This window comes from Rhodococcus sp. NFXS4, from assembly GCF_058139645.1.
In genome coordinates this window covers 3,994,946-4,020,230 of the sequence record NZ_CP192221.1, presented here as the reverse complement: position 1 = coordinate 4,020,230, position 25,285 = coordinate 3,994,946, and the positions used below count along the sequence as shown (strand labels likewise).

At 68.5% G+C, this 25,285-nt stretch carries 28 protein-coding genes and 1 pseudogene; 21 read left to right on the top strand and 8 right to left on the bottom strand.

The features are described 5' to 3' along the window. Positions 1-296: 296 nt before the first annotated feature. From J4E04_RS19055 to J4E04_RS19020, 8 genes are all read left to right on the top strand, one after another. A complete protein-coding gene (locus J4E04_RS19055; RefSeq protein WP_490149355.1) occupies positions 297-1,094 on the top strand; it encodes a hypothetical protein in 798 nt (265 codons plus the stop codon). Beyond that, positions 1,024-1,686 carry a GAF and ANTAR domain-containing protein gene (locus tag J4E04_RS19050; protein ID WP_490149354.1) on the top strand — a complete coding sequence of 221 codons (663 nt, stop codon included), beginning with the start codon at positions 1,024-1,026 and terminating at the stop codon, positions 1,684-1,686. Before J4E04_RS19055 ends, J4E04_RS19050 begins: the two co-directional genes overlap by 71 nt. A gap of 204 nt (positions 1,687-1,890) precedes the next feature. Beyond that, on the top strand, positions 1,891-2,721 hold the full coding sequence (locus J4E04_RS19045; RefSeq protein ID WP_490149353.1) for a GAF and ANTAR domain-containing protein: 831 nt from the start codon (positions 1,891-1,893) through the stop codon (positions 2,719-2,721). A gap of 215 nt (positions 2,722-2,936) precedes the next feature. After that, on the top strand, positions 2,937-4,166 hold the full coding sequence (locus J4E04_RS19040; RefSeq protein WP_490150579.1) for a molybdopterin-dependent oxidoreductase: 1,230 nt from the start codon (positions 2,937-2,939) through the stop codon (positions 4,164-4,166). Continuing rightward, positions 4,163-4,696, top strand: coding sequence for a hypothetical protein (locus tag J4E04_RS19035; protein ID WP_490149352.1), 534 nt, complete (start codon positions 4,163-4,165; stop codon positions 4,694-4,696). The genes J4E04_RS19040 and J4E04_RS19035 overlap by 4 nt, the downstream gene beginning before the upstream one ends. Before the next feature lie 163 nt (positions 4,697-4,859). After that, positions 4,860-5,546, top strand: a complete 687-nt coding sequence (locus tag J4E04_RS19030) for a hypothetical protein (RefSeq protein WP_490149351.1) — start codon at positions 4,860-4,862, stop codon at positions 5,544-5,546. Positions 5,547-5,754: 208 nt separating this feature from the next. Beyond that, positions 5,755-6,456, top strand: a complete 702-nt coding sequence (locus tag J4E04_RS19025; RefSeq protein WP_490149350.1) for a methyltransferase domain-containing protein — start codon at positions 5,755-5,757, stop codon at positions 6,454-6,456. 31 nt (positions 6,457-6,487) lie between these two features. Continuing rightward, on the top strand, positions 6,488-6,643 hold the full coding sequence (locus tag J4E04_RS19020; RefSeq protein WP_490149349.1) for a hypothetical protein: 156 nt from the start codon (positions 6,488-6,490) through the stop codon (positions 6,641-6,643). A 53-nt stretch (positions 6,644-6,696) separates the two neighbouring features. Here J4E04_RS19020 and J4E04_RS19015 read toward each other — a convergent pair whose 3' ends face one another. Continuing rightward, positions 6,697-7,143, bottom strand: a complete 447-nt coding sequence (locus J4E04_RS19015; RefSeq protein WP_490149348.1) for an excalibur calcium-binding domain-containing protein — start codon at positions 7,141-7,143, stop codon at positions 6,697-6,699. Positions 7,144-7,420: 277 nt separating this feature from the next. Between J4E04_RS19015 and J4E04_RS19010 the strand changes: the two genes are divergently transcribed. The 3 genes from J4E04_RS19010 (at position 7,421) to J4E04_RS19000 (ending at position 10,184) form a co-directional block, all read left to right on the top strand. Next, positions 7,421-7,909 (top strand): hypothetical protein, encoded by a 489-nt coding sequence (locus J4E04_RS19010; RefSeq protein ID WP_490149347.1) that lies wholly within the window; start codon positions 7,421-7,423, stop codon positions 7,907-7,909. Between the two features lie 880 nt (positions 7,910-8,789). Next, positions 8,790-9,116 (top strand): hypothetical protein, encoded by a 327-nt coding sequence (locus tag J4E04_RS19005; protein ID WP_490149346.1) that lies wholly within the window; start codon positions 8,790-8,792, stop codon positions 9,114-9,116. Between the two features lie 51 nt (positions 9,117-9,167). After that, the gene (locus J4E04_RS19000) at positions 9,168-10,184 is read left to right on the top strand and encodes a recombinase (RefSeq protein WP_490149345.1); all 1,017 of its coding nucleotides are present in this window, start codon (positions 9,168-9,170) and stop codon (positions 10,182-10,184) included. Between the two features lie 105 nt (positions 10,185-10,289). Here J4E04_RS19000 and J4E04_RS18995 read toward each other — a convergent pair whose 3' ends face one another. Further along, positions 10,290-11,564: a glycosyltransferase gene (locus J4E04_RS18995; RefSeq protein WP_490149344.1), complete on the bottom strand. Its 1,275-nt coding sequence runs from the start codon at positions 11,562-11,564 to the stop codon at positions 10,290-10,292. 545 nt (positions 11,565-12,109) lie between these two features. Between J4E04_RS18995 and J4E04_RS18990 the strand changes: the two genes are divergently transcribed. Then, entirely contained in the window at positions 12,110-12,352 is a 243-nt protein-coding gene (locus J4E04_RS18990; protein ID WP_490149343.1) for a hypothetical protein, read from the top strand. Here the strand turns inward: J4E04_RS18990 and J4E04_RS18985 are convergent. The 5 genes from J4E04_RS18985 to J4E04_RS18965 all read right to left on the bottom strand — a co-directional run bounded on the left by J4E04_RS18985 (position 12,328) and on the right by J4E04_RS18965 (position 16,169). After that, positions 12,328-13,602 carry a hypothetical protein gene (locus J4E04_RS18985; RefSeq protein WP_490149342.1) on the bottom strand — a complete coding sequence of 425 codons (1,275 nt, stop codon included), beginning with the start codon at positions 13,600-13,602 and terminating at the stop codon, positions 12,328-12,330. The genes J4E04_RS18990 and J4E04_RS18985 overlap by 25 nt on opposite strands. A 125-nt stretch (positions 13,603-13,727) precedes the next feature. After that, entirely contained in the window at positions 13,728-14,075 is a 348-nt protein-coding gene (locus J4E04_RS18980; protein ID WP_490149341.1) for a helix-turn-helix domain-containing protein, read from the bottom strand. Beyond that, positions 14,075-15,205, bottom strand: a complete 1,131-nt coding sequence (locus J4E04_RS18975; protein ID WP_490149340.1) for a tyrosine-type recombinase/integrase — start codon at positions 15,203-15,205, stop codon at positions 14,075-14,077. Before J4E04_RS18975 ends, J4E04_RS18980 begins: the two co-directional genes overlap by 1 nt. A 78-nt stretch (positions 15,206-15,283) precedes the next feature. After that, positions 15,284-15,748 carry a VOC family protein gene (locus tag J4E04_RS18970; protein ID WP_490149339.1) on the bottom strand — a complete coding sequence of 155 codons (465 nt, stop codon included), beginning with the start codon at positions 15,746-15,748 and terminating at the stop codon, positions 15,284-15,286. 109 nt (positions 15,749-15,857) lie between these two features. Next, positions 15,858-16,169: an alkylmercury lyase gene (locus tag J4E04_RS18965; protein WP_490149338.1), complete on the bottom strand. Its 312-nt coding sequence runs from the start codon at positions 16,167-16,169 to the stop codon at positions 15,858-15,860. A gap of 123 nt (positions 16,170-16,292) precedes the next feature. On the opposite strand from J4E04_RS18965, the gene J4E04_RS18960 reads away from it, so the two are divergent. Together J4E04_RS18960 and J4E04_RS18955 are read left to right on the top strand one after the other, a co-directional pair. Then, positions 16,293-16,721: a hypothetical protein gene (locus J4E04_RS18960; RefSeq protein ID WP_490149337.1), complete on the top strand. Its 429-nt coding sequence runs from the start codon at positions 16,293-16,295 to the stop codon at positions 16,719-16,721. Positions 16,722-16,805: 84 nt separating this feature from the next. Beyond that, positions 16,806-17,441, top strand: a complete 636-nt coding sequence (locus J4E04_RS18955; protein WP_328813569.1) for a DUF305 domain-containing protein — start codon at positions 16,806-16,808, stop codon at positions 17,439-17,441. A 102-nt stretch (positions 17,442-17,543) separates the two neighbouring features. On the opposite strand, the gene J4E04_RS18950 is transcribed toward J4E04_RS18955, so the two are convergent. After that, positions 17,544-19,649, bottom strand: a complete 2,106-nt coding sequence (locus J4E04_RS18950) for a heavy metal translocating P-type ATPase (RefSeq protein ID WP_490149336.1) — start codon at positions 19,647-19,649, stop codon at positions 17,544-17,546. 258 nt (positions 19,650-19,907) lie between these two features. On the opposite strand from J4E04_RS18950, the pseudogene J4E04_RS18945 reads away from it, so the two are divergent. The 7 genes and pseudogenes from J4E04_RS18945 to J4E04_RS18915 all read left to right on the top strand — a co-directional run. Further along, positions 19,908-20,048 (top strand): annotated as a pseudogene (locus J4E04_RS18945) (ArdC-like ssDNA-binding domain-containing protein); the annotation flags it as partial. Positions 20,049-20,214: 166 nt separating this feature from the next. Then, positions 20,215-20,640, top strand: a complete 426-nt coding sequence (locus J4E04_RS18940; RefSeq protein ID WP_490149335.1) for an ImmA/IrrE family metallo-endopeptidase — start codon at positions 20,215-20,217, stop codon at positions 20,638-20,640. Positions 20,641-20,670: 30 nt separating this feature from the next. Continuing rightward, positions 20,671-21,000: a hypothetical protein gene (locus J4E04_RS18935; protein WP_490149334.1), complete on the top strand. Its 330-nt coding sequence runs from the start codon at positions 20,671-20,673 to the stop codon at positions 20,998-21,000. Next, complete coding sequence (locus J4E04_RS18930) at positions 20,997-21,167, top strand: hypothetical protein (protein ID WP_328810612.1); 171 nt, start codon at positions 20,997-20,999, stop codon at positions 21,165-21,167. The genes J4E04_RS18935 and J4E04_RS18930 overlap by 4 nt, the downstream gene beginning before the upstream one ends. 1,465 nt (positions 21,168-22,632) lie before the next feature. Continuing rightward, entirely contained in the window at positions 22,633-22,929 is a 297-nt protein-coding gene (locus J4E04_RS18925; RefSeq protein WP_328810611.1) for a hypothetical protein, read from the top strand. A gap of 31 nt (positions 22,930-22,960) precedes the next feature. Then, positions 22,961-23,218, top strand: a complete 258-nt coding sequence (locus tag J4E04_RS18920; RefSeq protein WP_490149333.1) for a hypothetical protein — start codon at positions 22,961-22,963, stop codon at positions 23,216-23,218. Positions 23,219-23,356: 138 nt separating this feature from the next. Next, positions 23,357-25,081: a ParB/RepB/Spo0J family partition protein gene (locus J4E04_RS18915; protein ID WP_490149332.1), complete on the top strand. Its 1,725-nt coding sequence runs from the start codon at positions 23,357-23,359 to the stop codon at positions 25,079-25,081. The last annotated feature ends 204 nt before the right edge of the window (positions 25,082-25,285 follow it).

Here is a 25,285-nt window from a genome sequence, read left to right as displayed (position 1 = left end):
CGGTCCCATTCCGTAGGAACGCCGCTACGTCTGCGGCGTCACGAGATACGCGTCGCCGGGAGGGCATCCCGCTCACCTGATGCGGAGCTGACTGTCCGGCCGTGGGCCGGTTCAGTCTCGGTGGAACCATTCCGTCTCAGCGGCCCCGGATCGGAGGGCGCACAGCTTCCCTGGCTCTGTCGGCGAGGTGTCTCGATGGGCGGGCGACCGGCGCGGCAGCTTCGGCGTTCCCCACCGCGATCGGTGTGTTTGGGCCGGACCTCGTCGGTGCTGGTGCGAATGTGCAACGGTGGGCCATGACCGACCGCGTCCCGCACGTTCCTCGTTCGTGCGACTTCGTCGACGTCGGGGCATTCGAGCCGACCGGTGTCCACGGACCCGCAGGTGCGGGGGAGCGGTTCCTGGTCTGGTTGGTCGACGATCGGGACACCGTCATCGTGCGGGCGGCGGACGGTCTCGCCGGCGCTGTCGAGGTGGCGCGGGCGTACTGCGCGGCGTGGGGTGCGGTGGTGTTGTTCGTCGAGGACGCCGACGGGGTCATCGTCGAGGAGGACCGGTGGGTGTCGCTGGTGGCGGCGCGTGAACCGTTGCCGTACGTGTACACCGTCGAGTTCCGTTCGCCTCGTTCGGATCTGCGTGATGTGGTGTCGGCGTTGTGGACGACGACGGTGCTCGCGGATGCGCTGCGGTGGCGGGCTGCGATGCCGGAGGCGTTGCGCGCCCGCACCCTGGTGGTCAGCAACGCCCCCGACCGGCTTCCGCGGTCCGGCACTCGCACCAGGACCCCGACCGCGGAGGCGCCGTCGCCCGTCGTCGACGAGGACGACAGCGCGGTCACCCGTTTGACGCGGGCGACAGCGGGCATTCCTGCCCCTCGGCGTTCACCGTCCGGCGTGGTCGCCGCCTCGTCGAGCGCAGAAAGGACCGGGTCGGAGCGGATGCACGACGAGCACGACGACCACAGCAACGGCAATGGGGGGCGGCGGTGGTGGCGGTGGGCTGTCGGCGGCGTTGCTGGCGGAGATGGTGGTGGACGCGGCTGGCGTCGACGGCGCCGGTGTCGCAGTGATCTCGGGGTCCCCGTTGACGCGTGAGTTGGTCTACAGCACCGATTCGGTGGCCACGCGGATCGACGAGTTGCAGTTCACGATCGGCGAGGGGCCGTGTCTGGATGCGTTCCGGAGCCAGGAGCCGCACACGGTGCCCGACCTGAGCGATGCCCCCGCGGCGGTGCGGTGGCCGGTGTTCGCCTCGGCGGTCGTGGAAGAACTCGAGGTGCGGGCGGTGTACGCGTTCCCGCTGTCGGTCGACGGGGTGCCGTTGGGGTCGCTCGAGCTCTACCGTGTCGCCGCGGGGCCGTTGAGTCTCGAGCAGCACGCGGCGGCAGCGGGAATCGCGGCGATGATCGGTCCGGCACTGATCGCCGAGGCGAGCAGCGACCAGGCGGCAGCAGATGCTGCACCGGGATCCGATACCGCCGGTGCGGGCGAGTACCTCAGCGCCGAGTTCTCCCGATCGGAGGTGCACACGGCCATCGGGATGCTCGCCGCCCGGCTGGGGATCCCGGTCGACGACGCGGCGGCCCGACTGCGCGGATACGCCTACGCGCAGTCGGAGCCCGTCACCGCGGTCGCTCGGAGCGTGGTGCATCGCACTCTGGACCCGCGCACGTTCGACGACGCCTGACCGCACGGGACGCGTCGCGACAGTGTCCCCCGAACCCCGCTCAAAACCGGGTTCCGCCGACACCGGAAGTGATGTCCTCGTGTCCCGATAGTCCGGTCGGTTTCCGGTGCTACCGTCGTCTGCGCCAGCGCGGTGAGACCACACCCGGCCCCGAGCTCGGGCTTCGTCCTCGGTGACCCCACCCGAGAACGGGAGCTCCCTCTCATGGACGACACGCACCACCACACCGAGGGCAGCGCGGCGGACGCGGACGACGTCATGGTCACCGTCGCGGACGCGGTGGATCAGATGACGGCGTTCTTGACGTCGCTGTCCGAGGTCGACGCCACCCTGGACCGGATGTGCCGCGACCTGGTCGCCACCGTGGCCGGCGCCGACGCAGCGGGGGTGACGGTGATCCGCCGCGGCAAACCGTTGACCACGTCGTTCACCGACGACGTCGTCCTCACCGTGGACAAGGCCCAGTACCGGACCCATGAGGGCCCCTGCCTGGAGGCTGCCGCCACCCGGACGATGGTGCGCCTGAACGGTACGTCGGCCGCGAACCGGTTCCCCGAGTTCTGGAAGAACAACGCCGACAGTGGGATCCGCAGCTTCCTCTCCGCCCCGGTGGCCGTCGACGATGACCATTACGGCGCATTGAATCTCTACAGTCACGGCGATCATGGATTCAGTCGGCTCGACGAAGCGGCGCTGCGCATCTACGTCACCGTCACCGGATCCGTCCTCGCTGCGGCGCGACGCGCCGCCGACGCGCAACTGCAAGTGGACGGATTCAAGGCGGCGATCGACTCGCGGGCTGCGATCGAGCAGTGCAAAGGCATCGTGATGGCGGTGATGGACGTCAGCGACGAGAAGGCGTTCGAGCTGATCAAGTGGCGGTCGCAGGAGACGAACGTTTCCGTCCGACGGTTGTGCGAGCAGATCCTGCGCGACATCGCCGCGACCCCGTTCGGCGACGACGCCTCCCGCGCCGCATTGGGCACCATTCTGATGACCGCGCACACGAGAGTCGAACCGTCTCCGTTTACCTGACGACGCTGGGGGGTGGGGTCTGCCCGACCCTGTGATCGGAGGGGTTGTTCGGGGCTGTGCGGTATGCAACGGTGAGGGCGACAGTGACAGCGGCATCGGCCACGTCGCCGGCTGATCACCGTTCTGCTTGCGGCGGGGCTGGGGAGCCCACCTGCGTCTCGGTGATCGCCGTGCCATGGTGGTGAGCATCTGCCGTCGGGGTAGTCGAAAGGGTTCTGTTGCCTCAGCTGCCTGAGTTCCGAAGTGCGATTCGCGGTCCCTGGTTGACGTCGGTGTTCGGTGCCGTCCTTCTGGTGGCACTGCCGGTGATCACTGTGACCGGGCTGCTGTCCTACATCGCGTACGGGCCGCAGTTCGGGCAGGCCCGCCCGGGCGACGTGGGGTGGCTGAGATTGCCCCAGTTCGACTGGCCGACCGATCCGTCGTGGATCTACCGGGTGAACCAGGGCCTGCACGTCACGCTCGGCATCGTCATCATTCCGTTGGTGCTCGCGAAGCTGTGGTCGGTGATGCCGAAGCTGGTGCAATGGCCGCCGGTCCGATCCCCGGCGCAGGCGCTCGAGCGGCTCAGCCTGTTGATGCTCGTCGGTGGTGTGCTGTTCGAGATCGTCACCGGTGTGCTCAACATCCAGTACGACTACGTCTTCGGCTTCGACTTCTACACGGCCCACTACTTCGGGGCATGGGTGTTCATTGCCGGATTCCTCGCGCACGTGGCCGTCAAGGTTCCGGTCATGTGGAGGACGTTGCGACAGACGTCGCTGTCCGAGGTGCTCCGGGAGCGCAACCGAGCGGCCGGCGCGGAACCGGAGCACGAGCAGAAGGCGCCGGACGGCATCTCCCGGCGCGGCGCCCTCGCCCTCGTGGCGAGTGGAAGCGGCCTCCTGGCAGTCCTCTCCATCGGTCAGACCATCGACGGGCCACTGCGATCCACCGCTCTGCTGCTGCCCCGCGGCCGCTCCTACGGCGACGGGCCGAACGACTTCCAGATCAATCGCACGGCGGTCGCAGCGGGAATCGATCCGGCGTCCACCGGGGAGTCGTGGCGAGTGGAGTTGTCGGGAACGACACGTGTCGTTCTCGACCGAGCGGCATTGGAGGCGATGGAGCAGCACACTGCAGTACTACCGATCGCGTGCGTCGAGGGGTGGTCGACGACGCAGGAGTGGACCGGGGTACGGCTGCGAGACCTCGCCGGGCTCACCGGCGTGACCGACGGCACCGCCACAGTGGCCTCGCTGGAACAAGGAGGTGCGTTCGCGCAGGCGACGCTGGCACAGAACCAGGTGTGGCATCCGGACTCGCTTCTCGCGTTGACCGTCAACGGTGCGGCGCTGTCGCTCGACCACGGCTACCCCGCACGGGTGATCGTCCCCGGCCTTCCCGGTGTCCACAACACCAAGTGGGTGTCGCGTATCGACTTCGCAGGCAGGGCCGATCGATGAGGCGGCTCTACGGGGCAGGCGCCGCTCACGCGGCCGTCATGGTCGTGTCCTTCGTCCTCGCGGGTGCCGCCGTCCTGACTCTCGGGGTGGACGCACTGTGGAACCCGGACAGGTGGTGGCAGTCGATCGCCGTGTGGTTCATCGGTGCGGCGATCCTGCACGACCTCGTTCTGTATCCGCTGTACTCGCTGGCGGATCGGGCGACGCGGCCGACTCGCAACTGGACGGTTCGACAGGTTTCGGTGCGGCAGCACATCCGGGTGCCGGCCCTCGGCGCCGCGCTGACGCTGCTGGTGTTCTTCCCGGGCATCCTGAACACCGACGACACTGCCATCGTGGCGGCCACGGGCCTGGGCCGTGACCCGTATCTCGAGCGGTGGCTGTGGGTCGTGGCGGCCATGGTCACGATCAGCGTCGCGGTGTTCCTGGTGCGGGTGCTCGCGGCGGCGAGGCGACCGTCACGTGGGGCGTCCCGCAATCATGACCGGACCGAAGCGCACGGCGCGCAGACAGGGCGCACGGCGCGCTGATAGAGCGCGAGAAGTGTTGCGCTGCATCGTGTCACGGTTGATACGGCACTGATTCACTACCGTTGCCGCGCAGTCGACTTCGGAATCGATTGCGGTCGAACACCATCCATGGGCCGTGTCGCGGCGAATGTGGAGTAACCATCATCGACGACAAGGAGCTGCAATGTTCACCATTCGTAAGTCCGTGGCCGCTACCGCGATCGGCGTGATGTCCCTCGTCCCGCTGGCCGCCTGCTCGTCCAGCGACGACGGTGGATCGACGGCGACGTCCAGTTCGTCGTCCGCTGCCGCATCGACGTCCACTCAGCCCGAACCCGCCGCGCAGGTCGATGCTCTGACCGGCGTGGACACCGCCGTTGCGCTCGATACCGGCTTCACGGACGCTCTGACCACGCTCGGGTTGACCCCGGGAACCGTGGGCACGGCGACCCTGGCGGACGGGTCACTTCGATTCCCGATCACCGGCGGCAACGTCAAGTACTGGACGCCGGGCACGGTCGATCCGTACGTGCAGGGCTCCATCGACCACGAGGGCAGCGGATTGTCGCTGACCGCCGGCGGCACCACGGTGGAGCTGACGAACTTCGTCATCGATCCGGGCACCTCACTGCTCATGGGTGATGTGACCGTCAACGGAGAGAGCGCCGCTACCGACGCCGTGCTGTTCGATCTCGACGGCCGCACGCTCGAGCCGCTGGCCACCGGCCCGAACAACACCGCGATCCTGCAGGGCACGACCGTGCATATCTCCGAGACCGCCGCCGGCCTGCTGAACGAGACGTTCAAGACTGACGCCGTCACCCCGGGGCTGCTCGTGGGAGTCGCCACGATCACCGTCAACACGCAGTAACGAACCAGACCTCACGGGCGGCCCACATCGACACCGATGTGGGCCGCTCGTGTGCCGGCACCTTCCGCCGGCGACCACGCGCAGCCGGGCCCACACGTTCGAGGTTTGCCGCCGCCTCTGAACGGGCATCGGGAACCATTCCTGCTGGGGTCGAGCGCACTTCACAGGATGTCGGCGTCGGGGTCGAATGCGTCAAGAAGGGGCACGTGTGACAACGACGTCGGTGGGTGAGGACCCGAACTGTTTCGACGCTCTCTTCCGCTCCGCAGAGACGAATGCGGCATGGTGGGTGCGCCACCGCAACGGATCTCGGAACGCCCTGCCGGTCGGGCGGTGGCTCGGCGGCGAGCACGCAGACGTCGACGACCGCGTCGTGGACGAGACGTTGCTCGCACTCTGCCGGGGGCGCACGATCGACCTCGCGTGCGGGCCGGGCCGGTTGGTCGAGGAACTACGTCGCCGGGGAGCGTCGGCGATGGGCGTGGACACGTCCCCGGCCGCTGTCGCCCTGGTCCGTGAACGCGGCGCCGAGGCCGAGCTGGCCGACATCTTCGACACCGTTCCCCGCGAAGGGCACTGGGACACGGTGCTTCTCGTCGACGGGAACATCGGCATCGGCGGTGATCCCGGCCGTGTCGTCGGTCGCGCGCACGACATCGCCTGCGCGGGCGGAACTGTTCTCGTCGAAGTGGACGCGCCGGGAACAGGATTCGTCGCCGAGTGCCTCCGCGTCGAAGGCGGCGGCATGGTGGGGCCTTGGTACGACTGGGCGCGAATCGACGCCGACGCACTGGCACCCCTCGCTGCGGCACGAGGGTTGATGCTGGTCGGTGTGACCTCCGTCGTGGGTCGACATTTCGTTCACTTCGTCAAACCCCCGTGCGGCTCGCCCCCCGAGGCTGCTGCGTGAGCGACGTCGACGTCGATGAGGTGGAGGCGCAGTGGCTGTCGCCGTCGCGTCGTGTGTATGTCTGCTCGGCCGCGAAGCCGTGGGCCCGCACGACGGCGGCCGCGGCCTGACGCCGTTCTCGATCGAGGCAAAAACGGTAATTGCCCGACGGGTCGAGGAAGATTTCGTATTTGGCGGCTATCGGTGACTTCGGTTCTGTCGGTGCGGTCAGTGGTGCGGATCGGCGGTGAGGACGGATGGTCAGTTCTCGCAGGCGACGCCGTCGCGGTCGCGGTCGAGGTCGGTGCTGTATCCGGGGTCGCCCTTGTATATGGGTGCGGCGCCGGCGGCCTTGACTGCTGAGCAGTTCGCGTAGGACGCGCTCGGTGCCGGTGCCGGTGCCGGCACGAGGGGGAGCGGGGCCACCGGCTCGGGGTCGAACGAGGGGATCGGGTCGGGCATCGGGATCGGTTCGACGTACGTCAGTTCGGTCTCCGTCGGCACCGCCGGTGCGGTGCTGGACACGGGAGACGACGCCGCGGGGGTGGTCGATTGTGTTGTCGCGGTCGTGCGGACGACTGTCGTGGTCGTGCCGGCCGATGTGCTCGTGGTCGTCGCGGCGTCCTCGTCGGAGGAGCAGCCGGCGGCCAGCGCGGCGACGGCGCACAGAGCGGCCGCAGCTCCGGCCGCGGTACGGAGGAACGTCATCGAGAAACCCTTTCGTCGGCAAGACCGACCGGTCTCGACGGACAGGCTAACTCGGGCACACGGTACAAGTGGGGTCGCGGCGGGCAATGTCATTCACTCGACTGATACCGGCATCATCGACAGCGGAACCATCGATGATGCTTGATACTCGGTGCAGGAGCTCGACGGTCGGGCGGTCGCTCGAAGTGATCGGAGGACACGCCGTCCACCGTGTCGGCTCCTGTCACGGGCACCGGCGTCCTCGGTCTCGTTCGCCGACAGAATCGACCGACGCCTGATGTTTCAGCCCGCTCACCCCATGCCGCGGTCCTGCGATCTCCTCGGTCTCGTCCGCGCGGAGTCGACCCCACCGACCGGGGGCGACGCCTCGGCGGATGTCGGTCCGTTCCTGGTGTGGCTGATCGACGACCGGGACACGGTGATCGTGCGGGCGGCGGTGACGCTGTCCGCGGTGATGGAGGCCGCGCGGGCCTACACCGCGGGGTGGGGCGGTGAGGTCCGCTACGTGGAAAGCCCCGACGGTGCGATCCTGCCGCGCGCTCTGTGGGAGCCGTTGATGCAGATCGACGACCCGTTGCCTTACGTGTACACCGTCGAGCTGCGGTCACCGCGCGCGGCAGGCGGCCCAGAGCTCGTCACCGCGCTGTGGACCAGCGCCGACCTCGACGAAGCGCTGCGGTGGCGCACGCTGCTCCCGGCGGCCCTGCGCAGCCGCACGCTCGTCGTCAGCAACGCACCCGACGGGCACTACCCCACGCGCGGTTGACCCGAACCCACCACTCGACACCGTTCGTCCCAAGTCCTAAGTCCCAAGTCCCAAGTCCCAAGTCCCAAGTCCCAAGTCCTAAGTCCCGTGCTGTCGAGGTGCGCGGGCTATCCCAGCTAGCTAGCTCCAGCGGCCTCAGGGACGCGTCGTGATGGTGACGCGCTCGACGTGTGGAACTAACCGTCAGCTCCACACGTTCCCCGACGACCCGGCGAACCGACACCGGCATGGCCCCCTGGGGATACCGGCGGCCGAAAGCGGGACATCCTGGACGTCCTGCGGCAGAGTGGACGTCGATGACAGCGCACGCGTCGACCCGAGTGTTCCCAGAGCCCCTGGTACACATCAGCGATGTCGCCGGGAACGACAGTCGCACCCCGTGCCAGCGTGACCGCAGCGCTGGGACACCGACCAGTCCTACGTCGACAAGATCCGGGGCGCGGCACGCGACTGCCTCGCCCGGTGTCCACTGCTCGAGGCCTGCCGGGCGCGGGTCGCCGACCTGACCCGCAGCAGCGCTGCCCCGCGGGGCGCTGCCGTGGTCGAACTCGCGGGAATGGTCTGGGCGGGACGTGCGTACAGCCAGGGCGGCACCGTGCTCGACCTGAACGACCCCGCCGTACGCACCGGGCGCGGCGAGCGCGACACCCGCCGCGTCACACCTGACGGGCTCGTTTTCGACGGACACACCGGCACGTGGTGCAGACGCCCAGCCAGGGTGCGTCGCCGCGGCGCAGCACCCTTCGTGGATTCGTGATCGCTTCATGTACATCACGAGTCACGGGCAGCCCCGTTGCATCACGTCGCGGTCCGAGTCGGTGACGGTGAGTACGGTGACGTCATGGCGAGATCCGTCGATGGGCAGCAAAGGTCACCTGTGGTGGCCGAAGCAGCTGTCGCGGATGCGGTGCAGGTGCTCCACGACCGGATCGATGTTCTCCTCGACAGGCTCACCGACACCGTCCTCGGCGCCCCGCCGCCGGGGTCCGCCCGGTGGCGGGCCCAGTTCGACACACCCGATGCAGTCACCCGCGCCGTGCGCGGCGACAGCCGCGCCGCGGTGCGCGCGATGATCGCCGCACGCGCAGGCGTATCCGATCCTGCTGCCCCCCAACCATCGCCGCCCCGCCGCGATGTTGCCGCCACCGGCGTCCCCCGGCGTGGGCGCCGGACACGAGTAGACCCGGCGCAGCTGCCCATCTTCTGACCTCTCCGGTGCCACAACGGGTGTCGGAGTGCGGGACTACCGTTCACAGGCATGGGTGGCCCTCAGTCGGTACCGCGCGGGTACCGCAACGAGTGGGCACTGTTCACCGACTGGTGCGACGCTGTCGAACAGCCCGCCCTCCCGGCGTCACCGGTGACGCTGGCCGCGTTCCTCGAAGAGAATCCCGCCGGCGCCGCCGCGCTGCGTCGGCGGGTCGCGGTGATCAACCGCGCACACCGCGACGCCGGGCATCCTCCGCCGGGAACCGTGACGGCGATCCGTCTGCAGCTGCACCGATCCCGCACCGACCGGATCGCCGAACGCCGATCCGCTGCGGCACCGACCATCGCCGCCCTCCCCGCCTCCGGGTGGCCGCACGGCATGTTCGGTCGCCGCGACGCGGTGATCCTCGCCCTGTACGCCGGCGGACTACGACCCACCGACATCTCCGCGCTCGACCGCCGCGACGTCACCGTGACCGGTGACGGTCTGGACATCGGTGCGCGCCACCACCTGCACCTGACGGACACCGGCGGCGCCGCCGCTCCGATTCCGTTCCGGCGGGTGTGGCGGCACTGGGAACAAGTACTGGACGTGGTGAACCGACACCCGTCGACACGTGTGTTGCAGCAGCACATGGCCACAGGAACGTTCCAGGACGACCAGAAAGCGTCCGGTGGGTCGACGTCCGGCCCGGTGGTGATGCCGATCGACCGGTGGGGCGCAGTGCCTCTACCGCCGACCGCGATGTCCCCGGCGGCGGTGGCGCAGGTGCTGTCCGCGCACCTGGCCGGCACCGCCCCGCCGCATCGGATTGTTGCCGTGCGTTCCGGCCCCGGTCGACGATCGACCGGAGGCGCCGGTGTCGTCGGCGCCGGTCACGCCGAGCCGGAGGCCGAGAACCGGGAATCGACGGACATGCGTCTCGATGACACGCACGCGGCCGGTGTCGCTGCCCGGCGCGCCGCACACACCTCGCTCGCCGATGTGGCGCTGGTGTTCGACGACATCGAGGACCGCGCCGACGAGCTTCTCCGTCGTACCCTCGCGCTCCTCGACGAAGAGTGAACAGCCGAACTGATATCGGCCAGCGTCATCGGCCCCGCACCGAGCAAGTCGGTGCCCACTCCCGGAACCGGAGCTGCGCACGCCCGGTCCGATAGGCATTTGTGATCAGGCGCGCTCCGATACCGTTCGCGTGTCACCGACGGCGGTGCCGGCGGCGGCGCGTCCGTTCTCGTCCCGCATCCGGTGCGCCAGTGAGTGTGCGTTCGCGCGAATCGCGGTCGAGAGTGCGGTCCGCACGGCAGCGAGGACGGTGCGGGGGGTCGCTCGGGTGTAGCGCACGCACGTTCCGACACTTCTATCGACGACCATGCGGCCCCAGAACGGCTGGTCCCAGAAGAACGGCATGATCACCTGCGGTTTACCTGCTCGGGCCGCCTCTGCTGTCGTTCCGGCGCCGCCGTGATGGACCACGGCGGCGCACCGCGCCATCAGGCGACTGTGATCGACTTCGTGGACGACCAGGACCCGCGGATCGCCCGCGCGTGAGCTCGCAGCGGACCATCCGGTACACCACACGATGCGGATGTCGAGTCCCTCGGCGAGCATCGACAGCAGTGACAGCAACCGGGCGGGGTCACCGACCGGCATGCTGCCGAATCCCACGTAGACGACGTCGGTGCGCTCGCCGTCGATCCACTCGATCGCGGCGTCGGTGTCGTCGCCTGCCGACAAGCGGCCCCGGAGGTTCTCGGACAGGTGGATGAACCCGACGGGATCGATGCGCGAGTCCCCGCCTCGCGCGCGGTCCGGGATGAGATGCCGACTGTAGGCATCGGTGGTCGTCATCGCAGCAGCTCGAATCAGCCGCGGAGACAACCGATCCGACCATGCGATGTCATCGGCACGCACCACGTCGTCGATCGACGCCGCGGTACGCAGCGCGGTGAACAGGTCGTAGGTTCGTCGGTTGCCGAACGTGCCCAGATCGCGAACGTCGAACAACGAGTGGGGCACCGCGGAGTTCTTGGTGAACGGCGCGAAGTGGATGCTGTGGAGCGCGGCGCCGTGCCGGACGGCGGCGGCGGCTGTCTTCTCCTCCGACAAGGACCCGCCGATGATGACATCGGAGTCGCGCGAGAGTTCGTCGACGGTGTTCGCGATCTCGGCAGCGTGCTGGTTGTTGAGCGCGAACAATTCGCGCATCAACCACGACGTGCGGCCGGAGAGGATGATGCGCTGACCTCGATCGGAATTGAGGAAGCGGCTCACGTCCGGCCCGTATTCGGTGATCGAGGCGTGATCGAGCATTCGAGTCAGGGCGCCCATGCCCGGCGGCGTGGCGAACCGCACGTCGTGCCCGGACGTTTCCAGATCACGAGCGATCTGGACGAACGGTTGAACGTCACCACGAGTGCCCAGCGCGAAGACTGCGATCCTCACGCGGACTCGGCTCGCTCGGTCTGAACAACAAGCCGTTCGCCGACCGAACCCCCAGAATTGCGGGGGCAGAACGATCGACCCGACCCGGCCACGGGCATGTTGTCTGTAACCACGCGTCAACGCTAAACCATGTCCGAGTGCGCCGCGCGTCCAGTCGACTCCCCTTGCTGCGGCACCGAGCGGGCGGGCTCACGCGAGAAAGGTGGCAGCCGCGGGGGAGTGGCCGGCGGTCCCCGGTCCGCGCGCGGCCGGGCGTAGGCCACCCTGCGGGCGTCCACTAGTCGGAACTCCGCTGCGCTCCGTTCTGTCGAAAAGCGTTGTTCTTTCGACCATCTGGCTTCTGAAGATCGTGCGTCACCCGTGCCCGTCTCACCAACACCCGACCTCCGCTGCGCTCCGGCCCCGACGGGTCCGAAAACTTCTCCGAATGCGCCTACGGCTGAGAACTTTTCGCCTCGGGTGCTGAACACCGTTCCCGGGCACCGCCCTTCTCTCCCCACGCCAGATGACGGCGAAAGAACACTGGGAGAGAGGGACCGATCACCATGACCACACGCCGCGCCGCCCGCACCAGCACCAAGTCCGCCGAGGACAAGGCCCAAGCCCGCCGGGAGTTGGCCGAACGCCTGCACAACTCGATCACCGAGCAGGTTGCTGCGCTGGTAGATTCAGCGTCCTGGCGCGCCTACCTCGACCACATGGCCGCGTTCCATTCGTACTCCACTGGCAGGGTTGCCGTATTCGATCATCCGAATAGCGGGACTCAGGAGTGGCGGTCGGCGGCGTAGTTCGCCCATTGGCCGCCGGCTCGGAGCGTGTGCTGCGCGACGGTGTGTGCGTTCAGGCCCAGCATCGTGGCGAGTGCGCTCGGTGGGAGCTCTCGGGTGAGGTGGGCGATGGCGGACAGTCTCAAGGCCTGCGGACTGATACCGATGTGACGCAACCGGTTACCGAGTGCGGTCGCCGTGAGTGGCATGTCAGCACGGTGACCGGGGAAGAGCCACGTCTGAGGTATCTGCTCTGCGGTTCCTGCGCGTCGTGGTCGGGGTAGTTGCAGTGCGATCTGGGCGAACGGGTCCGGTAGGAGGAGCGTGTCGGCGTTGCCGAGTCGCAGTTCGACTCCGGCGTCGGTTTCGGTGACGTGGGCAGTGGTGAGTCCGGCGATACGGGTCAGCGGTTGGGCGAACAGCGCGATCAGAGCGCCGGCGAGCCTGTCGGCGGGGTCCAGCGACTCGTCGTGGACGAGGCGTCGACTGATCTGCCACCTCTCGTCGTCGCCGGTGGGGACTTCCGCTCGGCCTCGGTAGCTCGAGGGGAGGGTGAGTGTGCGGGGCAGGTGTCTGTTGCGTCGGGCCCACGTCAGGAAGGACCGCACCCGCCAGCGGACCGCTCCGGGCGCACTGAACCAGGTGTCGATGTCGTGTTGTGTGCAGTCGCCGAGCTCTGTCGAGCGCTGCTGTAGGAGGTCGAGGAACAGTGCCGTTTGGCGGATCTGTGAGCGAGCGTTCTGGGCGCCGACATGGCCTTCTCGTTTTTCGGTCGTCGCTCGCAGTTTGGGGAGAACAGCCCATTGTGTCCACCTGGTCAGGAGTGCGCGGTGGTTCGGGGTCAGGCTGCTCAGTAGTTGGGGGAGTTGGGCTTCGAGGCGGCGCAGGCTTCGGTCGAGATCGGGACCGAGGATGCCGGTGGCGACGAGGAGCGAGCGCAGGTGCTCGACCGACTTCGGGTGCGGGAGGGTGTCGAACGAGGTGTGTGTGAGGGCTGTGCTGCCGTCCTGGATGGAGAGCAGCAGGGGTGTGGCGCGGATCAGCCACCGACGGGTGGTGACGGGTTCGGCGTGCAGGAGCGGCTGCCGCAGCGGTGCGAGCGGGCTGTCAGCATGAGGAGGGATGATCGCGTCGAGGCGGCGGGTCAGTGTGCACCGGTGACACAGGGTGTCGCCTTCGACGCTGGTGAGAGCTGCTCCTATTGCGTGGCAACAGGTGCAGGTGCGAGGCGCCTTCTGGCGGCACCACCGACAGGTGTCGTCGTCGTCCAACAGTTTGTCCGGCTTTGTGCAGTCGGCGCACGCACCGCGGTGCTGCGTAGCGCGTTTTCTGCAGCGGTCGCACACCGTCTTGCCGCGAACCTCGGCGGTGGTGCAGATGCGACACCGTCCTGCGATCACCGTCGCCGGATGTCAGCGCGTCGGGGTGTGCGGGTCTTGGCGCGGGTGGTCGCGGCCGCGGTGTCGGGGCGGTGTGTCGATGTTCCGGTCGCGGTCCCGCTGGCGGGTTCGGCGATCGGTTCGATCAGGTCGTTGGGGGTGCAGGTGAGGATGTCGCACAGTGCCATCAGGGTGCGCAGGCTCAGACGTTCGGGTGTCCCGGTAACCAGGCGATACACTTGCGCTTCGGAGAGGGTGATGCCCCGTTCTGCGAGGAGAGGTCCGAGTCCGGTGGTCACGAAGATGCCCTGGTCGGCCAGGAGGCGGCGCAAGTGCCACTGGTAGTTCAGCTGCGGGTGCGGCATCAGTTCTCCCCGTCGGTGCTCGCGGTGGTGAACGCCCGGCTCAGTGCTCGTCGTAGGGCGTTGTTCTTGTAGTCGGTGCCGACGCTGGTGTAGATCGCGGTGGTCGATCCCCAGGAGTGTCCGAGTTGTTGCTGGACGAAGAGGTGATCGAAGCCGTCCTCAAGCAGATGTGTCGCATACGAGTGGCGCAGACAATGCGGGCCGAGGTGTTTCTCGAGACCGACGGCGTCGCGGTACTCGGCGAACCGTTGCGAGATCGACACCGCTCCCACCCGTGCGCTGCGCTCGGTGGGCCAGAGGGCGAGTTGGTCGGAGTCGTAGAGGGGCCGGATCTCGGTGACCCACTCGTCGACGGCCTCGGCGGCCCACTCCATGGTGGTCAGGACCGTGCGCCGCCGCGGTGGCCCGCCGGAGTGGGCTTTGCCGTGTCGCACCGACAGCGCCCCGTAGCGGCCGAACTCTGCGGCCGCCGGGTTGGCGGTCCAGTCGACGATGTCGAGCATCGAGGCCTCCCGGCGACGCAGACCCCAGGCGTAGATCACCTTGAACAACGTCGCGTCGCGATAGCTCGCCAACCATCCCTTGCGGCCGGAGGCACCGACCCGGCTCACCCGGGTGTCGCAATAGTCGAAGAACGCCTGCAACTCGTCGCGGGTCAGCGGCCGATTCCCCGGCCGCCCTTCGTAGTCGCTGCGGTGCACGACCATGTTCCACTCGTGGAAGATCTGCACCGGGTGCACCCCGAAGTGCCGCTCACAGACCTCGTGCCACCGGTAGCGGACGTCGGAGATGTAGCTGCAGAACAGCGATGCCGCCATCTGATACAGCCGCACCGTCGAATGCGCGGACCCCGACTCCACCAGATGCGTCGTCCACTCCTCGACGTCCGCCGACGACCACCGCCACGGGTAGTCGTTGGTGAAGACCACCAACCGGCGCACGATCTGTGTCCGCCGCTCGATGGTCAGGTTCGCGAGCATCCGCGAGCGCTGCTGTTGCTCCCAACCTTCGATCATCGCCGCGAGCACGGTCTCCTCGGGCGCGAGCAGCGACAGGCCGTCCCGCATCAGGTGAGCAGCCGACCCCTCGGCGCGAGAAGCGCCGGACCCGACGGTGTCCTTGGCCGACATCGCATGAACGTATCATGCATCCAATGCAAGGGCCATGATGGTGTCGAGGGGATTCGTGGCGATCGGTGGCTCCGCCGGTCAGGAAGTGGTGACAGCGTTTCCGTCACCGTCGACGACTGGGCTTTGGGCCCGAATAGCTTTCGTGGAGAACGTGATCAGGTTTCCGTCGCCGTCGACGGTCGCGAACTCCGTCGTTCCCCAGTCCGTCGCGACGGGGTGGCCGGCGTCTGCCGGGTGCAGGACGCCCGCGCGCGAGAGTTCGTCGTACAGTTCTGTGATCTCGTCGACGGTGATGCGGCAGCTGGCCGTTCCGGCGAGGAAGGTCTCCGCTCCGCTGCACACCGGCCAGGGTGCGGTGTCGGGTCGGCTGTTCCAGCTGTCGTCGTCGGCGGCCCACAGGTGGATCTCGACGTCGTCTCGAGTGAGCTTGGCGAAGGTGGGATCGGAGTACTGCGCCGTGAAGCCGAAGGAGCGGGTGTAGACGGCGATCGCTGTCTCGATGTGTCGTACCGGCAGCGCGGGGACCGCTCTGGACATACCCATGGGCAACCTTAACGCCGACGAGCAGCACGAGGAACGGGTCGAGGCCTCGCCGCACCCGCGGCGCCGTCCGTCCGTCCGACGGTTCAGCAGTGGTGGGTCGGGCCGGTGGTTACGCGACCCTCCTGCGCAGGGACGCAGCCACGTGATCGACGGTCGGAAGGCCGGCTGCGCCGGCTTCGGTCCGGTAGATGCGGCACGCGAGTTCGGTGAGCTGAACCGCATCGTCGAAGGCGTCGACGCCGTCGACGAGGATGGTGGGTGAGCCGGCGAACGCAGACCCGGCGGCCTCGGCGGCCGAGGTGATCGGCCGGAACTCGATCTTTATGTCCGGGAGCCCGATCACGGTAGCCGCCTCGCGGACTCGGTCGGCCGCTTCTCTCCAGTTCGGGCAATCGTCGAAATACAGGATCTCCACCTTCATGGAGACGAGTGTGCCCCTCGCGGGTCCGGATGAGCCGCGATCACGTGGTGGCCACGGCCGGCAGGATCTGCACTCGGGCTGGCGGTGATACCCGTAGGGGGTATGTCTTGGTACGGTGGCAACGTGTCTGACGGTGCTCGGCGACGATCGTCGGCGTCGTCTGCGCTCTCGGTGCTGCGGACGGTGCTGATCGCGCTCGGCGTGGTGCTGATGCACACGACCCTGCCCGTTCCCACCGCCGCGGCCCACGACGCGATGTCCGCACCAGGGCCGGTGAGCAGCGTGGTCGCCCACCACTCTGCTGACACACACACCGTCGACGTCGAGACGGCGGCGGCGCATATGCCGTGCCCGAGCGGCCACGACATGGTGCATCCGTGCATCGGGACGGTCACGTCTTTCCCTGCGATGTCGGTGCCGACCGGGACCGCCGAGCTCATGCCAGTACTCGACACCGTGTCCGACCGCGTTGTCGCGATCGTGGCTCGGGCAGGTCGTGCGCCCCCGTGGGCTGTGCGCTCGCTGGACAAGTCGGTACTTCTTCGGGTGTGACGGGGAGTCCGGGGCCATGGCGCTCCGGCGGATCGCAGGCAGATCCACCTCGTCTTTCGTTCGACACACCTCAGGAGTACTTCCATGCGTATCAACAGAAAAACGACCACTGTCCTCGCCGCCGCGGCGGTCGGCATCACTCTCCTCGCAGGGTGTAGCGACGACGGATCGGACACGTCGATGGAGGGCCACTCGATGGGCTCGTCCACCTCGATGGAGTCTTCGTCGGCGCAGTCCGCGGATCCCGCGGCGACGTTCACCGACGCCGATGTCATGTTCGCGTCGATGATGTATCCGCATCACGCGCAGGCCGTCGAGATGGCCACCATGGTCGACGGGCGCACGACGAACCCGGAGATCGTCGCCCTGGCCGGGGAGATTGCCGCCGCCCAGAAACCCGAGATGGAGCAATTGACGTCGTGGTTGGCGCAGTGGGGTCAGCCGGCGCCGTCGTCGGACGCGAGCTCGATGGAAGGTATGGATCACGGATCGGGCAGCGGGATGATGACCGCGCAGGACATGGACTCGCTGATGTCCGCGTCGGGTGCTGACTTCGACCGGCAGTGGCTGACGATGATGATCGCCCACCACCAGGGCGCGGTCACGATGGCGGAGAAGGAGATCGCTGACGGCTCCAATGCTGACGCGGTCGCGATGGCCCGCACCATCGTCGAGACGCAGAACGCCGAGATCTCGCGTATGCAGCAGCTCCTGGGCTGACCGAGAACCCGGCCGGAACCGCAGTTTCGGGTCCTGTTCGACGAACGACGCAGCCCCGCATCGATGTCGATGCGGGGCTGCGTCGTGTCGGAGGGGTGCAGGTCAGTCCTGCGGGGTAGCAGTGCCGGGCCGGAGGTCGAGTCGGCGGAGCAGTTGGGCGTTGGCGGCGACGATGATCGTCGACAGGGACATCAGTATCGCTCCGACGGACATCGGCAGGACGAACCCGATGGGTGCGAGCACACCGGCGGCCAGCGGCACGGAGAGCAGGTTGTATCCGGCGGCCCACCACAGGTTCTGCGTCATCTTCCGGTACGCAGCGCGGGAGAGGTCGACCACCGACAGCACCGAGCGGGGGTCGTCACTGGCGAGGATCACCCCGGCGGACGCGATCGCGACATCGGTGCCTGCACCGATGGCGATGCCGACGTCGGCGCGGGCGAGGGCGGGGGCGTCGTTGACACCGTCACCGACCATCGCGACCTTCCTGCCTTCGTCCTGCAGGTCCGCCACCCGCTGCGCTTTGTCCTCGGGGCGCACCCCGGCGAAGTAGCGGTCGATACCCAGCTCACCGGCAACCGAGGCGGCGACCGCGTCGGCGTCGCCGGTGATCATGACCACCTGCACCCCACGGGCGTGCAGGTCGGCCACCGCGGCGCGGGACTCGGGACGGATCTCGTCGGCCAGTTTCAGCGCTCCGATCACGGCGCCGTCGCCGAGGACATGCAAGATGATCGCCCCGTCCTGCCGCCACCGATTCGCCACACCGAGCTCGGACCGGTGCTCCTGCTCGAGCATCGCCGGACCACCCACCCGCACGGCGGCGCCGTCGACGACCGCGGACACCCCGACCGCGGGGGAGGACCGGAAGTCCTGCGCAGATCGGATATCGAGCCGACGGCTATCGGCGGCGGCGACGATCGCGCGTGCCAACGGATGCTCGGAGTCCGCTTCCGCGGCCGCAGCCAGCGCCAGAACCTCCTCGACGGTGCGCCCGTCGACCGCTTCGACGTCGGTGACGGCGGGTTCCCCGCGCGTGAGGGTGCCGGTCTTGTCGAACAGCACGGTGTCGACGGTGCGCATCGACTCCAACGCGAGGCGGTCCTTGATCAACACGCCGCCGCGGGCGGCACGTTCGGTCGCGATGGACACCACCAGCGGAATCGCCAACCCCAGCGCGTGAGGGCAGGCGATGACCAGGACGGTGATCGTGCGGATCACCGCGTCGTCGGGGGAGCCGAGGAGAGTCCACGCGGCGGCGGTGAGAACGGCGGCGCCGAGGGCGAACCAGAACAGCCACGCCGCAGCGATGTCCGCGATCCGCTGTGCTCGCGACGTCGAGTTCTGCGCGTCGCTGACCAGTCGGCGGATCCCGGCCAGTGTGGTGTCCTCGCCGATCGCGGACACACGCACGCGCAGGCCCGAATCGGTGGCGACGGTGCCGGCGATGACGGTCTCGCTCTCGCTGCGGCGCACGGTCCGGGACTCGCCGGTGATCATCGACTCGTCCATGCTCGCCGCCCCGGAGACGACGACACCATCAGCAGGCACCCGGCCGCCGGGGCGCACGACCACCACGTCCCCGACCTGCAGTTGCGCCGGATCCACGACGGTCACCTCACCATCGGCGTCGACCCGCTCGGCGGTGTCGGGCAGCAACGCGGCCAGAGAGTCCAGTGCCGACGTCGTCTGCGCGAGCGATCGCATCTCGATCCAGTGCCCCAGCAGCATGATCACGATCAGCAGTGCCAGCTCCCACCAGAAATCGAGCTGGTGATCGAGCAGACCGACGCTCGCACCGAGGGAGGAGACGAACGCGACGGTGATAGCCAACGCGATCAGGAGCATCATTCCTGGTGTGCGACCGCGGATCTCGCCGACCGCGCCCGTGAGAAACGGGGAGCCACCCCACACGAACATGACCGTGCCCAGCACGGGGGACACCCACCCGATCCAGGAGCTGTCCGGCAGTGAGTACCCGAGGATCATCGCGAACATGTCCGACGCCGTGATCACCGGAACCGCCAGGACCGCCATCACCCAGAACAACCTGCGGAACTGCCCTGCATGATCGCCGTGGCCGCCGTGGCCGCCGTGGCCGCCGTGGCCGCCGTGGCCGCCGTGGCCGCCGGGGCCGCCGGCCATGCCGTGATGGTCGTGATCGTGCGAAGTGTCCGTCCGAACGGTGGTCGGTGATGACTCGATCATGTCAACTCCTCGATCTCGAATGTGGTGCTGTGCAATGACTTGGTCGGTCGGCGTGCCCGGACGTGCTGTGGTCCTACCGCATCTCTGCTGACGGCTACCCGCCGTGTCCGGCTTCTTACATACCCCTAGGGGGTATGTAGATCAGACCATACGCCCCTCGGTCGGCTGCGGAAAGGTGCGCTGTCTCACTCGGACTCGATTCCTGCACGCACCGGATCGTGCAGCGAATGCGATTCCGCACCCTTGTTCAACAACGTCATGCTGATCCTGGCTCAGCGGCCGACGGCAACGCAGGTCGCCGGATTCCGGGCGTGGCAGGCCCAGGGACGGCAAGTCCGCAAGGGTGAGAAAGCGATCCGCATCTACGGCTACAGCAGCCGCACCGTCACCGAAACCGACCAGGCCACCGGCGACGAGACCACCCGCAAGGTCCCCACCTTCCCGATTCTGTCCGTCTTCGCCCACGACCAGACCGACCCCATCGACGGCCACCCGGGCCGAGCAGATCGCCCACCGGCTCACCGGCGACGACCCCGCCGCCATCTACGACCGTGTCCACGCCCTCATGACCGCGCGCGGCTGGACCGTCACCCGCGACCTCATCGACGGGGAGACCAACGGGTACACCACCGTCGACGGGAGTCGCCGTATCGTCGTCGACGCCCGCCTCGCACCCGCGCAGGCAGCGAAGACGATGATCCACGAAGCAGCCCACGCCCTCATGCACACCGCCGACACCGTGGAGGACCGGCGTGACCTGCACCGAGGCCGGATGGAGGTCGAAGCCGAATCCGTCGCGTACGTCCTCGCCGGGATCCTCGGACTCGACACCGCCGCCTACAGCGTCGGCTACGTCGCCGGATGGGCCGACGGCAACCTCGACACCGTCACCGACACCGCCCGCGCCGTCCTCGCCACCGTCCACGAGCTCGCCGACGCCCTCGACCCGCAGGCCGACAGCGACACCGGCAGCAGTGACACCGCCGCCTGACCAGCACCACCCACCACCGGAAGGACCGTCATGCCCGCTCAATCGTGGGTGACCCTGATCGTCGGCACGCTCGCCGTCGTCGGGGTCGCCTTCACCGTCCGTCAACGCACCCGCGCCGACAACCGCGCCCAGTCCTGGCAACGCATCACCTGGTGCCTGGAACGCACCGTCAGCAAGGACGACGACGAAGCCGCCCTCGGATGGAAAGTGTTCGGCACCGTCGCGACGACACCGTTCATCGCCGCCACCGACCGCGACACCCTGCAGGCGATCTCGCAGCACACCGCCGGTGACGACCTGGCGGAACCGGACGACACAGGGGACAATGGACCTGAGACCGAGAGGGAGGATCCGCGATGACCACCACCGAACGCCGCACCGTGAGCGGTGGCCGCTCGATGAAAGTCCGATCCGCAGCCGCCGAAGCGTCGATCAAACTACTCGAGTACGACAACAAGCCTGTCCCGCAGTGGCTCCGCGACGTCGCCGCAGGCAAACCGACTACGGTGCCCCCCGAACAGCCCTGACCCTCACACACACGACAGAGAGCCCGTATCCCCACGAAGGGGTGCGGGCTCTCGTCATGATCGGGCTCTGACTGAGGAACGCCCCTGCGGGACGCCGAAATGGAGCTCCGCTGCGCTCCGCCGGCCACCCTGACACCAGCGGTGGCCCGTGCCCTGACGGGCACGGGCCACCAACGACCTACCGCAGATCAGCTTCCGAAGATGTTCCCGAAACCACCGGCAGGCCCAGCAGGCCCGGCAGGTCCCGCAGGTCCCGCAGGCCCGGTAGCACCGGGAATGCCCGGTGTGCCGGCAGGCCCGGCAGGTCCGGGTGTGCCCGGAGCGCCATCAGATCCGGGAGGTCCGGCAGGCCCGGCAGGTCCGGCCGGTCCGGGTGTGCCCGGAGCGCCATCAGATCCGGGAGGTCCGGCAGGCCCGGCAGGCCCGGCAGGCCCGGCAGGCCCGGCGGGCCCGGTGGCGCCGCCGCCGCCGAACGCACCCACGATCACCGGCAGATTCGTCACCGAATACGTCTCACCGATGCCCGGGCACGACACGTCCACCGCATACAACCCATTGACCAACGGCCCCACCGGGAAACTCAAGACGCGCTGTCCTGGAGACAAACCGCCCCCGTTGATGAAGATAATGCCGCCGCTCGAGTACTGCGTCGACACCCCGTCGATCGAGAAGGTGCAGACGGGCGGGACGAAGACAGTGACGACGTTGGCCGTCACCGAGACCTGAATCGCCCCCGACCCGTCTCCCGGGTCGACCTCCACCGCCGTGAACGTCACATCGTTCGGGGCAGCCGACGCCGACCCCGCACCCACCAGACACAACGGGACCACAGCAGCAGCCCCCACAACAGCACGAACAACACTCCTACGCACCACACGACTCCCAACGATCACGGCCCCGAGCCTGCCGAGGAAGTCCCGGCCACCACCGCGAAGTACACCAGCGAACTGCACAAATAATGCAAAAACGCCTGATGACACCTCACAACCGTGACAACGGCACAACACTGCCGCGACCCACGGAACGTGGCCGAACTCCGTCGCTCCCGCACAATCACCACCGAGCCGAACGGGTGGAAGGTGGCAGCCGCGGGGGAGTAGCCGGCGGTTCCCGTTCGCAGGCCGGCCGCGACCGGCCGGGCGTGGGCCACCCTGCGGGCGTCCGCCTAGTGGAGCTCCGCTGCGCTCCGCACCGCGAAAAGAGCATTCGTTCTTTCGACACATCTGGCTACTCCGAATGCTGCGTCACCCGGGCCCGTCTTACCAACACCCGACCTCCGCTGCGCTCCGGCCCCTGCGGGGTCCGGAAACTTCTCACAGCGCCTCCGGCTGAGAACTTTTCGTATCGGGTGCAGGACGCCGTTCCCGTGCGCCGCCTCCTCTGCGCCACGCCAGATGACGGCGAAAGAACGCGGGGAGGGCCAGCAAAGGTCCGAGCCGCCCGAGTCAGGAGGGGGCCACTCACCATGAGCAGCACCGACACCTACTGGACCACCTACGACAACGCGCTCGACGACGCCGCCGGAGCAACCACCACCGGAGAACTCATCGCCGCACTCAACCGGCACTTCGCCCCGTCCGCCGGGGTGGCGTTCTTCCCCAACGGAGCCGACCGCGACCTCCTCGGAACGCTCACCGACGCCGGGCATTTCACGCTCGTCTGGATGCGCGCCGACTACTACTTCGCCATGCGTGACAGCGCAGGCGACGGATTCACCTTCATCGAAGGCGACCTCGTCCACGGCGTCGAACGCCCGCTCTGACCACCCCACACCCACCGAGGAGCACGCAGCCATGACCACAACCGCCGATTTTCAGACCGCGACCCGCGCCGCAGTAGGGGCGGCGGCGGCGACCATCCGCACCCACGCGCTCACCCAGATCACCGCCTACACCGCCAGGGCGCAGAAGGCAGCGGTCGACCCCGAGGCCTCCACCGAGGCCGCGCACCGCGAGCGCGTCGCCTACTGGGCGTGCACCGCACGCGAAGCCGGAGCCACCGAACAGGAGATCGCCGAGGCCGAGAACGCCGCGCCCCGGGTGAACCGATGACCGGCGCCGCGAGGAGCCGGGGACCACCGAGTCGGGGAGCGCACCACCCGATGAGCACCACCACCAGACAGAAAAACACCGGACAGCTGTTACCTGCCCGGTGTCTCACCGAAAACCATATCAGGGAGAGACACCATCATGACCGCAACCATCGACACCGCCACCCCTGCAGCCGAATCCAGTTCCGAGAGCGCCACCGTCGACGCCACGGCGGGGGAGGAGTTCGCTCGCCTCGCACCGACCGTGCTGGTGCTCGGCCCGAACGTCCGCGACGACGTCGACACCGACTCCGACGAGTTCCGGGACGTGGTCGAGTCGATCCGCGAGCACGGTGTGCTGCTGCCGATCCTGGCCCGACGCGACGGCGATCAGGTGATCGTCATCGACGGGCAGGTGCGCACCCTCGCCGCGATCGACGCCGAAGCCGACACCGTCCCGGTGATGATCACCGCCACCGCCGACGGGGTCACGGCGAAGCAGGCCGAGATCGCCCGTCTGTCGCGGCAGGTCGTCGCGAACGACCGCCGTATCGGGCTGACGGTCTCCCAGCGGGTGAAGGCCGTCGCGGACATGCTCGATCTGGGAGTGTCCGCGACGAAGGTCGGCAAGGCCGTGCAGATGCCCCGCGAGCAGGTCAAGACCGCCGCCGCCGCCGGGCGGTCGGACACCGCACGCGCCGCCGTCGAGGCCGGGCAGCTCACCCTCGAGCAGGCCGCGATCCTCGCGGAGTTCGACGCCGACGGCGACACCGACGCGGTCGAGGAACTGCTCGAGCGTGGCCGCTACGGGTTCTCCTACACCGCCGCCCGGCTGGCACGGGAGAAGGCCGAGCGTATCGCCCGCGCCGAGGCCGGTGTCCCCTACGCCGCACGCGGGTTCACCGTCCTGACCGCCGAGCCGCTGTTCGGCAGCGACCTGATCCGCGCCGAGGACCTGGTGACCGTCGACGGCGGCGAGGAGATCACCGCCGAGCACATCGACACCGCGCCGCAGCACTGGTCGGTATGGGTGACCGCCGCCGAGCAGTTCACTGTCGCCGAGACCGGTGAGGTGATCGACGCGGAGCGGATCGACTGGGCCACCGAGGGCGACCCCGACGCTGTCCCCGCCGACGGGTTCGTGCACCACGGAACGCTCACCGAGGGCACGGTGTGGGTGCCGGAGTACTTCACCGCCGACCCCACCGCCGCAGGGGTACAGCCGAACGCGGTGCTCGCCGCCGCGCTGTCCGCACCCGCCGAGGCCGGTGACCCCGACGCGCAGGCACAGGCCAGGGCGCAGGCGGCAGCCGCCGCCGAACTCGCCATGAAGGAGCAGGCTCGGGCAGAGCGTCGACGGACCATCGACCTGAACAAGGCGTCCGCCGCCGCCACGACCGCCCGGGTGGAGTGGCTGGTCAAGTTCCTCGCACGCAAGACCCTGCCGAAGGGTGCCGGGAAGTGGATCGCCGAGACGCTGGTCGACGAGCCGACACTGCTGACGGAGAACAAGGCCCCGCAGTACCTCGCGCAGGTGCTCGGCATCGCCGTGCCGAAGCCGACCGGCCCCGAGGCCGGATACCCCGGCTCCGACGACAAGGCAGCCAGAGCCGCGATAGCCCCGGTAGTCGACAAGGCCAGTGACGCCCGCGCCCAGGTGCTCACCCTCGCCCAAGTGCTCGCCGCCTACGAGGCCCGGATGAGCGGCAAGGGCCATGATTCCTGGCGACGCACCCACTACGGGAACCTCGACAACTACCTCGGATTCCTCAACTCCCACGGCCACGACCTGACCCCCGTCGAGCAGGCCGCAGCCGCGACTATCACCGCCGAGCAGGCCCACCAGGCACTCACCGACGACACCGGAGACGCCACCGCCGAGTGACGAGACGGTGCGGGTGCCCCCACAACCAGGGGCACCCGCACCGCCCACGGCACGGGCCGTTCCTGCGGACGCTGACGCGGCAGCCCCACCAGGTCCGCGAAACCCGCGCGGACCTCGAGGTCCAGCTCGTGACCGAACTGGACCGCACGCCCCCGGTACGGCCGAAGATGTTGAGTTACCTCGACCAGACCATCAGGCGACCCG

Coding starts and splice junctions, on each gene's coding strand:
- J4E04_RS19055 (WP_490149355.1), top strand. CDS start 297: ATGACCGACCGCGTCCCGCACGTTCCTCGTTCGTGCGACTTCGTCGAC.
- J4E04_RS19050 (WP_490149354.1), top strand. CDS start 1,024: ATGGTGGTGGACGCGGCTGGCGTCGACGGCGCCGGTGTCGCAGTGATC.
- J4E04_RS19045 (WP_490149353.1), top strand. CDS start 1,891: ATGGACGACACGCACCACCACACCGAGGGCAGCGCGGCGGACGCGGAC.
- J4E04_RS19035 (WP_490149352.1), top strand. CDS start 4,163: ATGAGGCGGCTCTACGGGGCAGGCGCCGCTCACGCGGCCGTCATGGTC.
- J4E04_RS19030 (WP_490149351.1), top strand. CDS start 4,860: ATGTTCACCATTCGTAAGTCCGTGGCCGCTACCGCGATCGGCGTGATG.
- J4E04_RS19015 (WP_490149348.1), bottom strand. CDS start 7,143: ATGACGTTCCTCCGTACCGCGGCCGGAGCTGCGGCCGCTCTGTGCGCC.
- J4E04_RS19010 (WP_490149347.1), top strand. CDS start 7,421: ATGTTTCAGCCCGCTCACCCCATGCCGCGGTCCTGCGATCTCCTCGGT.
- J4E04_RS19000 (WP_490149345.1), top strand. CDS start 9,168: ATGGGTGGCCCTCAGTCGGTACCGCGCGGGTACCGCAACGAGTGGGCA.
- J4E04_RS18990 (WP_490149343.1), top strand. CDS start 12,110: ATGACCACACGCCGCGCCGCCCGCACCAGCACCAAGTCCGCCGAGGAC.
- J4E04_RS18980 (WP_490149341.1), bottom strand. CDS start 14,075: ATGCCGCACCCGCAGCTGAACTACCAGTGGCACTTGCGCCGCCTCCTG.
- J4E04_RS18975 (WP_490149340.1), bottom strand. CDS start 15,205: ATGTCGGCCAAGGACACCGTCGGGTCCGGCGCTTCTCGCGCCGAGGGG.
- J4E04_RS18970 (WP_490149339.1), bottom strand. CDS start 15,748: ATGGGTATGTCCAGAGCGGTCCCCGCGCTGCCGGTACGACACATCGAG.
- J4E04_RS18965 (WP_490149338.1), bottom strand. CDS start 16,169: ATGAAGGTGGAGATCCTGTATTTCGACGATTGCCCGAACTGGAGAGAA.
- J4E04_RS18955 (WP_328813569.1), top strand. CDS start 16,806: ATGCGTATCAACAGAAAAACGACCACTGTCCTCGCCGCCGCGGCGGTC.
- J4E04_RS18950 (WP_490149336.1), bottom strand. CDS start 19,649: ATGATCGAGTCATCACCGACCACCGTTCGGACGGACACTTCGCACGAT.
- J4E04_RS18940 (WP_490149335.1), top strand. CDS start 20,215: ATGACCGCGCGCGGCTGGACCGTCACCCGCGACCTCATCGACGGGGAG.
- J4E04_RS18935 (WP_490149334.1), top strand. CDS start 20,671: ATGCCCGCTCAATCGTGGGTGACCCTGATCGTCGGCACGCTCGCCGTC.
- J4E04_RS18930 (WP_328810612.1), top strand. CDS start 20,997: ATGACCACCACCGAACGCCGCACCGTGAGCGGTGGCCGCTCGATGAAA.
- J4E04_RS18925 (WP_328810611.1), top strand. CDS start 22,633: ATGAGCAGCACCGACACCTACTGGACCACCTACGACAACGCGCTCGAC.
- J4E04_RS18920 (WP_490149333.1), top strand. CDS start 22,961: ATGACCACAACCGCCGATTTTCAGACCGCGACCCGCGCCGCAGTAGGG.
- J4E04_RS18915 (WP_490149332.1), top strand. CDS start 23,357: ATGACCGCAACCATCGACACCGCCACCCCTGCAGCCGAATCCAGTTCC.